Genomic DNA, 14,333 nt, shown 5'->3' on the forward strand with positions numbered 1-14,333 from the left:
CTTCTTTAAAATGTAATCTACAGGCCTCCTCGTCCCCGAAATGAGCACTAAACGTAAATAAATTCATAAGCCAAGTGATTTAGGTTCAGTCAAATATAATAAATTATGAGTAATTACGGATATTCAAAATTAATTAAGACATTATGAGTGTTAAAGCAAAATATCAAGGTGTATTGGATTTAGGTCAACAACTTGGAATTAAAAACGGAGACGTATCAGAAGAAGGTGGCGTTCTTAAAATTAAAGGTGAGGCAAATACCCCTTATGAAAAAGATCTACTTTGGGATAAAATAAAACAATTAGGCGGCGAAGGTGCGTCTGATGTTAAGGCAAATATAACTGTAAGTGATGATTCTGTTTACCACAGACATACTGTAGCAAGCGGAGAATCTTTAAGTAAAATAGCCAAACATTATTATGGTGATGCTATGAAATACAACAAAATATTTGAGGCAAATACCAATATTTTGAAGAATCCTGATGTGATTCATCCAGATCAAGTATTGGTGATTCCAAACATCTAAGCTATACTATAATCGAAAAGAAAAGACGCCAATTAGGCGTCTTTTTTATTTGGTCTCAATAATCCGCAAGGTGTAAGCATGTATCCTTTCGAACTGTTCGTCTAGCCCCATATCTCCGTTGTCAAATTCAATAGCATCTTCAGCTTTTTTTAATGGCGAAATTTCTCTGTGCGAGTCTATATAATCCCGTTCACGTACGTTACTAAGTACTTCTTCAAAAGTCACATCTTCTCCCCTATCCAACAATTCTTTATACCTTCTATTTGCACGTATTTCCGGGGAAGCAGTCATAAATAACTTTAATTCGGCATTCGGAAAAACTACCGTGCCTATATCTCGACCGTCCATCACAATACCTTTCTCAAGCCCCATCTCTTGTTGTAAGGCTACCAATTTCTTTCTAACCCCGGCAATAGCGGCAACCTTACTTACATACTTTGAGACATCCATAGTACGAATTTGCTTTTCAACATTCTCGCCGTTCAAAAACATTTCTGATTTACCCAACTCAGAATTGGGAACGAACCTAAGGGTTATCTCTGATAAGGCATTTACTAAACTATCACTATCTAAAACTTGATCCGAAATAAAATTATGTTCTAAGGCGAAAAGCGTTACCGCTCGATACATAGCCCCAGTATCAATGAAAACATAACCAAGCGCATTTGCCAATCTTTTGGCTATGGTACTCTTACCTGTTGAAGAATAGCCGTCAATTGCTATAATGATTTTTTTCATTTATGCCTGTGGATTTTCGGTATCGCTCAAAAATAAAAATAAATAGCTCTCGACTGTGCTTGAACGAACAGTAATCTCAATTAAAGACTTTTAGCATTTTTTACTTTCTGCTTCGTAATGGCTATGTCGATGACCTCGCTCATATCATTCACATAATTGAAGGTAAGTCCCTTTAAGTAGTCTTCTTTAATTTCCAAAATGTCTTTTCTATTGTCCTCGCATAGAATCAATTCTTTAATCCGAGCCCTTTTTGCGGCTAGAATCTTCTCTTTTATACCACCAACAGGAAGTACCTTACCGCGTAAGGTAATCTCACCCGTCATTGCCAAACTTTTCTTCACTTTACGTTGGGTAAATAAGGAAACTAAGGAGGTTAGCATGGTAATACCAGCGCTTGGCCCATCTTTTGGGGTTGCTCCTTCCGGAACATGGATATGAACATTGTATTTTTCGAAAACCTCGGGGTTGATTCCAAAAGAATCTGCATTTGATTTTATGTACTCCAATGCGATGGTAGCCGATTCTTTCATCACCTTACCTAAGTTTCCTGTGATATTCAAAGTACCTTTTCCTTTTGATAAAATAGATTCTATAAAAAGAATATCACCACCGACACTTGTCCAAGCCAATCCGGTAACTACCCCTGCAACTTCATTGTTCTCATATTTATCCCTTTCTAAACGGGCTGGGCCTAACACTTTTTCAATAGTATCATTGGCTACCTTAATATTATATTCCTCCTCAGTTGCAATATTTTTAGCTGCATAACGCACCATTTTGGCCAATTGCTTTTCTAAAGAGCGTACCCCAGATTCACGCGTATACCCTTCTACAATTTTCTCCATTTGAGGCTTTCCAATCTTAAGATGTTTCGTTTCAAGACCATGTTCTTTAAGCTGCTTAGGCAACAAATGCCTTTTTGCAATTTCCACCTTTTCTTCAATGGTATAACCGGTTACATTAATAATTTCCATTCGGTCTCGCAAAGCTGGTTGAATAGATCCCAAATTGTTAGCCGTCGCAATGAACATGACCTTAGATAGGTCATAACCCATTTCTAAGAAATTGTCATAAAATTCACTGTTCTGCTCGGGATCAAGTACTTCGAGCATAGCCGAAGAAGGATCCCCTTGATGGCTATTCGATAGCTTATCGATTTCATCTAAAATGAAAACAGGGTTTGAGGTGCCCGCCTTTTTAAGACTTTGTACTATTCTACCTGGCATTGCACCGATATAGGTCTTTCGGTGACCTCTAATTTCAGCCTCATCCCGAAGTCCTCCTAAAGACATACGCACGTATTCTCTACCAAGTGCTTCGGCAACAGATTTTCCTAATGAGGTTTTACCGACACCTGGGGGACCATAAAGACAAAGAATAGGAGACTTCATATCGTTACGCAGTTTTAAAACTGCCAAATACTCTATAATTCTTCTTTTTACATCTTCTAATCCGTAATGATCTCTGTCAAGAATTTTTTCTGCGCGTTTTAAGTCAAACTTATCTTTTGAAAATTCGTTCCAAGGGAGGTCTAAAAATAAGTCCAGATAGTTTCTTTGGATAGAGTACTCCGCTACTTGCGGATTCATACGCTGCATTTTAGCGAGTTCTTTTTCAAAATGCTCTTTTACCTTTTTGCCCCATTTCTTTTTCTTGGCTTTATTGCGCATTTCATCAACCTCTTCTTCATAAGAAACACCACCCAATTCTTCTTGAATAGTTTTCATCTGCTGGTGAAGAAAGTATTCACGTTGCTGCTGGTCCATATCACTGCGGACCTTTGATTGAATATCGTTTTTAAGTTCCAATTTCTGAAACTCAACATTCATATATTTTAAAGTAGCCAATGCACGTTCTTGTAAATCTGGAATTTCTAGCAAGTGTTGCTTTTCAGCCACCCCAAGATTTAAGTTTGAGGAAACAAAATTGATTAGAAAAGAATTGCTCTGAATATTCTTAATCGCAAACGTAGCTTCGCTGGGTATATTCGGGTTATCTTTTATAATCTTAAAAGCTAAATCTTTAATAGATTCGATTATGGCCAAAAACTCTTTATCCTTTTGGTCTGGTCTGGTCTCCGCAGCCTCACGAATAGTCGCCGTCATGTATGGGTCTTCTGTAAGTACCTCTGCAATCTCAAAGCGCTTCTTGCCCTGAATGATAACCGTGGTATTACCATCTGGCATTTGCAGCACTCTCAAAATGCGGGCTACCGTACCCAAGGTATTTATATCCTTTACCTCAGGGTCTTCAGTTTCAGCATCTTTCTGAGAAACGACACCAATGGTCTTATTGCCATTATTTGCGTCCTTTATCAAGTTAATGGATTTATCCCTGCCCGCCGTAATAGGTATAACAACCCCAGGAAACAGCACAGTATTGCGCAAAGGCAAAACTGGTAAGGTTTCTGGCAAGGTCTCCTTATTCATTTCCTCTTCATCCTCCGGAGTCAATAGTGGTATTAATTCTGCCTCTTCATCAATTCCTTGCAAAGACATATTGTCAAAATTTGTGAATTTTACTTCTCCCATAATAGCTATATCGGTCATTATGTCATCGAACAAATAGTTTTTATTCTTACTATTTGATACCCTTAATAGTTTAAAATCCTATAATTAAAGGGCTTAGCACAACATATTAATCATATTCAAATACCTAAGTGCAATTGTTATGCCACCAGAAATGAAAAAAAATAAAAGAAAGTGTAACAAATAGTAAATTGCTTAATCTATAAGACAAACCATTCACTTTTTGAGCCACAAAAATGAACATACTGACGCATTGTTGCAATTGTGTCTAGAAGGAAAACAAAGTGCACAGCTAGAAATTTACAATCGGTATTATAAAGCAATGTACAATACAGCTTTACGAATTGTAAAACATACAGCAGAAGCCGAAGATGTCATGCAAGAGTCATTTTTAAACGCGTTTATGAAACTGCATACATTTAAAGGTGAAGTTACCTTCGGGGCATGGTTAAAACGAATTGTGATTAACAACAGTATCTATCATTACAGAAAACAACAGAAGAATCAAACTTCTGATTTAGAAGAAGTATTGTACAAGGTCGAAGATAATGACGGAGTTGCTTTAGATCATAATGGTTATACTGAACTGAAGGCTCAAAAAGTGATGGAAACCATGAAAAGTTTAAAAGACAATTACAGAGTTTCTTTGACCTTACATTTAATTGAAGGTTACGATTATGAAGAAATCAGTACGATAATGGATATCAGCTATGCAAATTGTAGAACAACGATTTCAAGAGCTAAAGAAAGTCTAAGAAAAAGGTTGAATGTAAATGTTTAATTATGAAAGAGAAGGACGAAATAAAAATTCTATTCAATAGGTTGCAAGATGATTTTGACTTTGAGAGCCCAGAGCAAAACCATCAAGAAAGGTTTTTAGAAAAACTGAACCAATCTAGAGGAGTAGTAGCTATACCGCCTAAAAAGAGAAATTGGTTAAGACCTTTGTCGATAGCCGCTTCCCTAGTTTTACTATGCCTACTTGGAATTCAATTCTTTGGAAATCAAGCCACCATAAAAGAACAAGTGGTTGAAATTGCTCCTGAGGTAACTAAAACAGAATTTTATTTTGCAAGTTTAATCGAAGAACAAGTTCAAGAGTTAAAGAATGAAAAATCACCTGAAACTGCACAATTGGTAGATGATACCCTATTGCAATTAAATAAACTTGAAGGAGATTATCAAAAATTAGAACAAGATTTACTTAAAGGAGGTAACAGTAAAATAATACTAAATGCAATGATTATCAATTTTCAGACGAGAATTGACTTATTAAAAGAAGTACTCAACAATATAGAAGACATTAAAAATTTAAAATCAAATAATGATGCGAACTTTACAATTTAAATATATCATATTAAGCCTTTTATTGGTTCCTTTTACTGCGATGGCAATTGAAGGCGGGGGCGGACCTAAAGGAAAGTATACCAAAGAAAAAACCATTAAAAAAGAATTCACCGTAAACGCAGATGCTCTTTTTAAGGTAAAAAATAGTTACGGTAATTTGAACATTACTTCATGGAATCAAGATAAAATCATGATTGAAGTACATATAAAAACGAACGGTAACAATGAAGAAAAAGTTCAGGATAGGTTAAATGAAATTGATATCGATTTTGAGAACAGCAGTAGTATGGTTTCTGCTATAACACGCTTTGGAGATAACAATCGTAATTGGGGCTGGAACTGGGGAAAGCGTAATAATGTCAATGTTCAGGTAAACTATACGATAAAATTGCCTGTTAAAAACAGTGTTAGCCTAAATAATGACTATGGCAACATTTATCTTGACAGAATTGACGGACACGCAAAAATTAATTGCGACTACGGAAAAATGGAAATAGGTGAACTGCATGGAAGAAATAATGAATTGCGTTTTGACTATACTTCACGCTCTACATTCGAATACATTAATAGTGGTGAAATTATAGCCGATTATTCAGGATTTACAATTGTAAAAGCCGGCAATCTTACTGTTAGGGCAGATTACACAAATGCAGTTATTGGAGAAATGGGTAATTTGGACTACAAATCCGATTATGGTTCCATGGAAGTGAAAAATGTGAAAAACGTGCAAGGCAATGGGGATTACATTAGTATAAAATTAGGAGAAGTACATGGAAACGTAGATGTGGCTTCGGATTATGGATCCGTAAAAATTAACAAATTAGCCTCAGATGCCGGTAATGTGAATATCAAGTCAGATTACACAGGTATAAAAATAGGTTATGATACCGCATATAATTTTGATTTTGAAATATCTACGGAGTATGCCGGGGTCAGCGGTAAAGATGATTTCACGATAAATGTTAGCAAAGAACAGTCTTCCGATAAATATTATAAAGGATATTACGGAAAGGAAAACTCTGGTAATATGGTCACTATTGATAGTGAATATGGTGGCGTATCATTTTATAAAAATTAAACTTAAAATCAATTAAAACACAATCATGAAAAAATTAGCAACACTAAGCTTAGTATTATTTTCCGTTGTAGCAACAGCACAATGGGGAAAAAGAGTAAAAGGAAATGGTAAAACTGTAACCATAGAAAGATCTGTTGGAGATTATGATGCCGTTGCCGTTGCCGGCTGGTTCGATGTAAAACTAGTAGATGGTAATGAAGGAGAGTTGACTCTAAAAGGCGAAGAAAATCTATTAGAGTATATCAAGACCGAAGTAAAAGATGGCAAACTAGTTATTAAAACCGAAAAAGGTGTAAACCTAAAGCCATCAAACTGGAATTCTGGAATTTATATTACCGTGCCTGTTGAATCTATCGATATGGTATCCCTTTCAGGTTCTGGAGATGTTGTGGGCGAGACCAAAATCAAATCCAACAACTTTAAAACAAGAATTTCTGGTTCTGGTGATCTTTCGTTATCCATTGAAGCAGAATCTGTGGAAGCTACCATGTCTGGTTCTGGCGATATGAATTTATCAGGAAAAACAAACGACCTTGATGTACAGGTATCTGGTTCTGGTGATATAAAGGCGTATGATTTAGATGCCGAATTTGTTACTGCACAAGTATCGGGTTCCGCGGATATAAAAGTTACCGCCAATCAAATGCTAAAAGCTAGAGTTTCTGGATCAGGTGATATTAGCTATAAAGGAAATCCTAAGAAGATTGACACTAAAACATCTGGTTCTGGCGATATTTCAAGCTATTAAGATTTTACAATCAAAAAACAACCACATCAATCAATAAGCGAGGAAGCCCTAACTTTAAGTTGGGGCTTTTTGTTTTATAATTCAAAAAGATTATTAAATAAGATGTTTACCAGTGTTTTATTCTCTTTCAAAATAGTGTAATAGGTTTTGACATCAAAACTCAAAAAACCAACTTGCGCGGCATTTATAGGATTTTCAATTGAAAAATTAATCCTGTAGCTCTGCTTTCGTTTATAACCTAAATTATAATCCCATCCTTTGACTTCTGATAAACTGATTGTCATCATGTAATTAAAGTCTTCTTTATTATAATTATTCTTTGGAATCTTAATTAAATCATCATTCAAGGGAGAAAATGATATTAGATTGTAGTCAAAATAAATAAAATTTTTACTATACCCTTTCTTTGCTCTCTTTCGAATTTTACTTTCCAAATCCAAAAAATAATTAACTAGATGAGTGTCTCCCTCAAAAGTTATTAAAATAGAATCCGAGTAATTAATCTTAGAATTTAGTTGCAAACTATCTATAAAAACTCCATTTCTAAATTTTACTTTCTGGCAATAATTATTTGCACTAAACAAAACCACCAATAAAAAAAGACTAACCCTCATTTCACAATTTCTTGTTTACCCGCAATAATAAAAATACCCCTATCAAAAAGAAAAGCCCCAAGAAAATAGTGCTGTTACGCATACTACCTGTTACTTGAGCTACGGCACCATACATCAAGGTACCTATTACAATCCCTATTTTTTCAGCTACGTCATAAAAACTAAAAAACGAAGTGGTATCGGTAGTTTTAGGCAGAAACTTTGAATAAGTAGAACGTGACAAGGCTTGAATACCCCCCATCACAATACCAACAAGACCCGCAGCAATGAAGAAATCAGTCGGAGTTATAACAAAATAGGCATATACACAAAGAAATACCCATACGAGATTTACCCAAATTAATGTCTTTATGTTTCCATATTTCTTCGATAAAAATGCGGTCAAATATGCCCCAGCGATTGCAATTACCTGAATAATAAGAATGCTTGCTATTAAACCAATGGTTCTAAAATCGTCTGAGCCCCAATCTACCTCCTCTTCCCCAAAATAAGTAGCGATCAACATTACGGTTTGCACCGCCATGCTGTAAACAAAAAAAGCACCGAGATATCTTTTAAGTTTTATTTCAGTACCTAGTTGTTTCCAAACCCCTTGCAGCTCTTTAAAACCATTTAAGATAATATTACGCCTTTCCCCATCTCTTTTGTAGCCCTTTGGTAGATGTTTAAAAGTATATTGACTGAATAGTGCCCACCAAATTCCAGTCAAAACAAAAGAATACTTCATCATAACCAATTCAATTGCTTCACCATTAATTTCTTGAATATCAAAAATCATAGGAAACAGAAGAATCATAAATAGATTGAAAGACAGTAAAATCACACTCCCGATATATCCTAGAGAAAACCCTTTTGCACTAATACCATCTTGTTGCTCCGGATAAGCAATATCTGGCAGATAAGAATTATTAATAGCAAAACTTACCCAAAAACCGACCAGCCCAAAGAAATAACATGCCAATCCAAAATAAATGTTCTCTAATGAAAACCAGTATAAACCTATGCAAGAAATAGCACCTAGATAACAAAAGAATTTTAAAAATATCTTCTTATTTCCCAAATAATCAGCAACACCTGAAATCAGTGGCGTAATTAGGGCAATAAAAACGAAAGCCGCTGAAGTAACATAACTAATCAGTGGTGCCCTGGCTATTTCGCCCCCGAACACGGTTACTTTTTCAATCTCGGCAACTCGGAATAAAGCACCATAGAATAAGGGGAAAATCGCCGATGAAATGACCAAACTATATACCGAATTGGCCCAGTCGTAAAATGCCCAGGCATTCAATAACTTTTTACTTCCTTTTAAACTTAAGATGGACGTCATATTTATAAAAGTAAAAAAGCTGTTCGAAAGGAACAGCTTTTACTGATTTTTATTTTTTGACAACTTTATTTAAATGAAGTTACTCCAAATTTGGCCGCCTCTTGTTTTGCTAGAGGAGCCCATGCTGTCAAGTTGTTGATCCTAGTATCATTCGAAGGGTGGGTACTCATAAATTCAGGTGGTGCTTGACCTCCACTTTTCGCCTTCATTCTTCGCCACAACTCCGCAGCCTCGTCGGGGTTATAACCTGCAATTGCCATAATTTGAAGACCTATTCTATCAGCTTCTGTTTCATGGCTTCTGCTAAAAGGCAACATTCCTAAAACGGTAGATCCAATACCGTACGATTGATTGAATATGTTTCTTGCCTTGGGGTCTTTAATAGCTACATTACCAGCTACGGCCCCAAGTTGTTGCACCATACCCGCGCTCATACGCTGCGCTCCATGGTCTGCAAGCGCATGGGCAACCTCGTGCCCCATAACAACGGCAACACCTGTTTCAGTTTGCGTTATTGGCAGAATACCGGTATAAAAAACTATTTTACCTCCAGGCATGCACCAAGCATTTACGGTTTCGTCATTTACCAGATTATATTCCCATTTATAGTCGTTCAAGTAACCGGGGTATCCATTGGCATCTAACCAACGTTCGGCTGCAGAAGCTATTCTTTGACCCACACTGGTAATCATCTGTGATTCTGCAGTACCTGTAATCACCTTGTTCTCTGTCAAAAACTGGTCATATTGCGCAAAAGCCATTGGAAAAATTTGGCTGTTCGGCATAAAATTCAGCGTACTTTTTCCTGTAAATGGATTGGTTTTACATGCCACAACAGCTAAAAATACTGCGATTGTTAAACTAAGTTTTCTCATAATGTATAGTGTTTATAACTAGAAAATTACAAAATTTTATTTAGCCGAAATATATAAAGACGTAAAGTCTTTACTTATCTCAATACTGTTATTTCCGTTGAGTTTTACCGATTTAAAATCAACTTCATCATTGTCTATCTCTATCGTCTTTATCTTAAAAGGTAATCCATGAAAATGAAGCTTTATAGTTTCATATGCCGTTCTATAGCTTCCATCTTTAAATTGTTGAATGCTCAACCCTTCTTGTTTACCCTTTAACTTAAAATTTCGAAGGCTATAACGTCCTTTTTTATAATCATACCCATCTTGTTGATCTTCATAAACCGTAGAAGTTTCAACACCGTCTTTAAAATATACATCAACTTTCAATTGGTCTATTTCAACCTCGCCGACATACTGCTGAACGGGGTATTTGGGTATCATAGCACCTTCTTTAATAAAAAGCGGAATCTTATCAATTCCTGCGGACACCCACTTTTCGGCACCCCCCTCGACTACTTCTTCAGTCCAATAATTATACCATTTTCCTTTTGGAATATACATTCGCCTGCCTTGGGAATTTGGCTCTTGCACTGGGCAAACCAATATTTGCTCACCAAATAAGAATTCATCTGTTCTAAAATGTGTCTGCGCATCTTCTTGATTATAAAAAACCAAAGACTGCAACATAGGCAAACCTTCTTTGATATACTTGTAAAACATGGTGTATAGATACGGTAGCAGTTCATACCTTAATTCTATAAACTTTCTAACAATATCGGTAACTTCAGTACCAAACGACCAAGGTTCTTGTTCTCCATGATCACCACTTGAGTGCACTCTACAAAAAGGATGAAATACCCCCAATTGTACCCATCTAGCAAAAAGCTCTCCATTCGGTTGTTCTGCAAAACCACCAATATCTGAACCTACAAACGAATAGCCACTCATGCACATTCTTTGCATTTGCACATTAGCAATCCATAAATGTTCCCAGGTAGCAACATTATCTCCCGTCCATGTGGCACAATAACGCTGTGTACCTGAGTACCCTGCCCTTGTCAACACAAAAGGTCTTCTCGGAAAGGTAAACTTTTTCATTCCTTCAAAAGTGGCTCGAACCATCTGCATGCCATAAACGTTATGTGCCTTTCTATGACTACACGGGTGACCATCATAATCGTGTCTAACATCAAGGTTAGCTGTTTTAGAAGGCACTTCCATAACAGCAGGTTCGTTCATATCATTCCAAACCCCATGAACCCCTATATCGGCAATCATTTCTTTATAGAGACCTGCCCACCATTCACGCACTTCAGGATTCGTAAAATCAGGAAACTTACATTCTCCCGGCCAAACTTTTCCTTTAAAATGTGGCCCATCGGCCCTTCTACAAAAGAAACCATTATCCATGGCCTGTTGGTATACCCAATAATCACGATCAATCTTAATACCCGGATCAATCATGGTAACCGTCTTGAACCCATCTTTTTGTAATTCATCCACCATTTTCTTCGGATTTGGAAAACGACGATTGTCCCAAGTGAAACAACGGAAGCCTTCCATATAGTCGATATCCAAATAAATAGCATCACATGGAATTTTTAATTCTCGAAATTTGCTGGTAATATCCTTAACTTTTTTCTCTGGATAATAACTCCATTTTGATTGATGAAATCCCAAGGCCCACATTGGTGGCAGCTCTGGTACACCGGTCAAATTGGTATAGGATTCAACAACTTTCGAAATTTTAGGTCCGTAAAAGAAATAATAGTTCATTTCTCCACCATCGGCCCAAAAACTTGTAATATTTCTACGTTCATGGGCAAAATCAAAATGGGTTCTAAATGAGTTGTCAAAAAAGATACCGTATGCAATATTTTTGTTCAACCCTACATAAAAAGGGATTGATTTGTACAAGGGTTCTTGGTCTTTTCCGTAAGCATAAGAGTCTGTTGCCCAATTGTTTATTCGTTTGCCCTTGAGGTTTGTATGCGAAGCTTTATCACCCATACCGTAATAACTTTCAGCAGATTGGGTGACTTTACTCATTTTTACAATATTTCCCCCATAGTCATAACTCTCCTCCCAGTGAAAACCTTGCTCATCTTCATTGATGATATTATCCTCTAAATCGGTAATCTGGACTTTTAAATTTGATTTTTTGACGTAAATTTTAATTTTACCTGTGGTAATTGCATATTCTGGCGGCTCTTCTTTAACATCTAACTCATTATACCCTAAACTTACGTTTTCACTTATTGCATACGAAAAGTCTGGTTCAAATACATGCTCTGTAGCGTAACGGAACCTTACCACACTATCGCGCATTACCATTATCTCTAAAATCACCCCGTTTTGAGTTGTAAAATAAAGCTTGTCGTTATCTTGCCTAAACTCTGTAATTTGATTGGGGTGCTGATTGCCCCTTCTTTCGATTTCAGTATTGGTAATCATAGGATATTTTTTATGAGACTAACAAAAGAAGAACATTAGACCGAGATTATGAAAAGATGTTTTCAACAGTACGTTAGCTATAACGTTATAGTTCTCTTTTGTTACTTAAAAATCTGCACACTTAGTGGTGGCAATATGGTTTTGAATGAATATGCTCTACCGTGCATTTCTTTTTTAACAGGTTTAACGGTTTTCTTACCTAAGCCACTACCGCCATATTTGGTATCATCACTATTAAAAACCTGCTTTAACTGTGTGCTTTTAGAGACCCCGATGGCATAATTTTCTCGAGGTACAGGGGTAAGATTGCAAACAATTACTAAATCATCTTTACTATCGTGCCCTTTGCGGAGATATGTTAACACAGAATTTTCGCTGTCTCCGTAATCTATCCATTCAAAGCCCTCATTACTAAATTGTTTTTCATGCAAGGCAGGATAATCTTTGTAAACCGTATTTAAATCTTTAATAACCTTCTGAATACCTAAATGAAAATCGTACTCGGTTAGGTGCCAATCAAGGCTTTGTTGAAAATTCCATTCTGATGTCTGTCCAAACTCACCGCCCATAAAAATAAGGTTAGCTCCAGGATGTGTAAACATATAGCCGAACAGTAACCTCAAGTTAGCAAAGCGTTGCCATTCGTCACCCGGCATGCGATATACCAAAGATTGCTTGCCATAAACCACTTCATCATGTGAAAAAGGAAGCATAAAGTTTTCGGTAAATGCATAGGTCATACTGAATGTGATATCATTCTGATGATGCTTACGATAGATAGGCTCTTTCTTAAAAAATTCTAGGGTATCGTGCATCCAACCCATCATCCATTTCATGCCAAAACCAAGACCGCCAAAATGTACCGGTTTAGAAACCCCTGAGAATGCCGTTGATTCTTCGGCAATGGTCTGTACTCCCTCAAAACTGGCATAAACTTCTTGATTCATCTCCCGTATAAAAGACATTGCCTCAAGGTTTTCGTTGTTTCCGTACATATTAGGCTCCCACTCCCCATCTTCCCTTGAATAATCTAGATAAAGCATTGAAGCAACGGCGTCTACACGAAGGCCATCAACATGATATTGATCCAACCAAAAAATAGCATTGCTAATTAGAAAAGCCCGGACTTCATTTCTACCATAGTTAAAAATCAAACTTTTCCAATCAGGATGATAGCCTCTTCTTCTATCGGGATGCTCATAGAGATGTGATCCGTCAAAAAAACCAAGGCCATGGGCATCTTCAGGAAAATGTGATGGTACCCAATCTAGAATTACACCTATACCAGCTTGGTGCAGCTTATCTACTAGCAGTTTAAAACCTTCCGGTTTTCCAAAACGAGCGGTTGGGGCAAAATAACCCGTAAGTTGATAGCCCCAAGACGGGTCATAAGGATATTCCATGATGGGCATAAATTCTACATGCGTAAAGCCCATGTCACTTACATAGGTCACCAGTTCATCGGCAAGTTCTACGTAAGAAAGAAAATCATTGTTCATTTTTCTTTTCCAAGAACCTAAGTGTACTTCGTATACGGAATAGGGTTTATCTAAGGCATTATGATTGGCTCTGGTATCCATCCAGCTCTTATCATTCCATTTGTACGGGGCATCCCAAACAACAGAGGCAGTTTTTGGTGGATGTTCGCAAAATCTAGCAAATGGGTCTGCTTTTTCGGTAACAATGCCGTCATTATTGGATTGTATTTTATACTTGTAAATAGCGCCTTTAGCTACCCCAGGAATAAAACCTTCCCAAATTCCACTAGAATCCCATCTAACATTTAATTGATGTTCTTTATCGTTCCAAAAATTAAAATCACCGACAACGGCAACAGCTTTGGCGGTAGGCGCCCAAACAGCAAAGTAAGTACCTTTTACCCCATCAATCTCTAAAAGATGAGAACCCAATTTTTCGTACAACCGATAATGCTTTCCACCCTTAAATAAATTTATATCGAAATCTGTAAAAAGACTATGTGTAATAACCTCTGCCATGTTATTAAATTAAGTGAATTACAATATTAAGCATCTTTAAGAAAGATATACCTAATTAGCATATAGAATTAAGAAATTATGAGGGTAAATTAAAAATGGAACGCTTTTTGATTCCTAATAA

General features: G+C 36.6%; 12 protein-coding genes. 5 read left to right on the top strand and 7 right to left on the bottom strand.

Going from position 1 to position 14,333, the window contains the following annotated elements; genetic code table 11:
• Positions 1 to 143 precede the first annotated feature (143 nt).
• On the top strand, positions 144 to 524 hold the full coding sequence (locus ACFSQJ_RS14935; RefSeq protein WP_339335371.1) for a LysM peptidoglycan-binding domain-containing protein: 381 nt from the start codon (positions 144 to 146) through the stop codon (positions 522 to 524).
• A gap of 45 nt (positions 525 to 569) precedes the next feature.
• Here the strand turns inward: ACFSQJ_RS14935 and cmk are convergent, their stop codons facing one another.
• Positions 570 to 1,262, bottom strand: a complete 693-nt coding sequence (cmk, locus tag ACFSQJ_RS14940; protein WP_377767763.1) for a (d)CMP kinase — start codon at positions 1,260 to 1,262, stop codon at positions 570 to 572.
• An 80-nt stretch (positions 1,263 to 1,342) separates the two neighbouring features.
• A complete protein-coding gene (lon, locus tag ACFSQJ_RS14945; RefSeq protein ID WP_377767811.1) occupies positions 1,343 to 3,793 on the bottom strand; it encodes an endopeptidase La in 2,451 nt (816 codons plus the stop codon).
• Positions 3,794 to 4,013: 220 nt separating this feature from the next.
• Here lon and ACFSQJ_RS14950 point away from each other — a divergent pair, with 220 nt between their 5' ends.
• From ACFSQJ_RS14950 to ACFSQJ_RS14965, 4 genes are read left to right on the top strand one after another with little or no spacing between them, the layout of a single operon-like run.
• Positions 4,014 to 4,571 carry an RNA polymerase sigma factor gene (locus ACFSQJ_RS14950; protein WP_377767764.1) on the top strand — a complete coding sequence of 186 codons (558 nt, stop codon included), beginning with the start codon at positions 4,014 to 4,016 and terminating at the stop codon, positions 4,569 to 4,571.
• Positions 4,572 to 4,573: 2 nt separating this feature from the next.
• Positions 4,574 to 5,137, top strand: a complete 564-nt coding sequence (locus tag ACFSQJ_RS14955; protein WP_377767765.1) for a hypothetical protein — start codon at positions 4,574 to 4,576, stop codon at positions 5,135 to 5,137.
• A complete protein-coding gene (locus ACFSQJ_RS14960; RefSeq protein ID WP_377767812.1) occupies positions 5,118 to 6,215 on the top strand; it encodes a hypothetical protein in 1,098 nt (365 codons plus the stop codon). The genes ACFSQJ_RS14955 and ACFSQJ_RS14960 overlap by 20 nt, the downstream gene beginning before the upstream one ends.
• 25 nt (positions 6,216 to 6,240) lie before the next feature.
• Complete coding sequence (locus ACFSQJ_RS14965) at positions 6,241 to 6,963, top strand: head GIN domain-containing protein (protein ID WP_377767766.1); 723 nt, start codon at positions 6,241 to 6,243, stop codon at positions 6,961 to 6,963.
• 74 nt (positions 6,964 to 7,037) lie between these two features.
• On the opposite strand, the gene ACFSQJ_RS14970 is transcribed toward ACFSQJ_RS14965, so the two are convergent.
• The 5 genes from ACFSQJ_RS14970 to glgB form a co-directional block, all read right to left on the bottom strand.
• Positions 7,038 to 7,577 (bottom strand): hypothetical protein, encoded by a 540-nt coding sequence (locus tag ACFSQJ_RS14970; RefSeq protein WP_377767767.1) that lies wholly within the window; start codon positions 7,575 to 7,577, stop codon positions 7,038 to 7,040.
• Between the two features lies 1 nt (position 7,578).
• The gene (locus ACFSQJ_RS14975) at positions 7,579 to 8,904 is read right to left on the bottom strand and encodes an MFS transporter (protein ID WP_377767768.1); all 1,326 of its coding nucleotides are present in this window, start codon (positions 8,902 to 8,904) and stop codon (positions 7,579 to 7,581) included.
• Between the two features lie 65 nt (positions 8,905 to 8,969).
• Entirely contained in the window at positions 8,970 to 9,779 is an 810-nt protein-coding gene (locus ACFSQJ_RS14980) for a M48 family metallopeptidase (protein ID WP_377767769.1), read from the bottom strand.
• A 36-nt stretch (positions 9,780 to 9,815) separates the two neighbouring features.
• Entirely contained in the window at positions 9,816 to 12,215 is a 2,400-nt protein-coding gene (locus tag ACFSQJ_RS14985; RefSeq protein ID WP_377767770.1) for a glycoside hydrolase family 31 protein, read from the bottom strand.
• Between the two features lie 101 nt (positions 12,216 to 12,316).
• Positions 12,317 to 14,212 (bottom strand): 1,4-alpha-glucan branching protein GlgB, encoded by a 1,896-nt coding sequence (gene glgB / locus ACFSQJ_RS14990; RefSeq protein ID WP_377767771.1) that lies wholly within the window; start codon positions 14,210 to 14,212, stop codon positions 12,317 to 12,319.
• Between the last annotated feature and the right edge of the window lie 121 nt (positions 14,213 to 14,333).

Source organism: Croceitalea marina, assembly GCF_042684265.1.
GTDB lineage: Bacteria > Bacteroidota > Bacteroidia > Flavobacteriales > Flavobacteriaceae > Croceitalea > Croceitalea marina.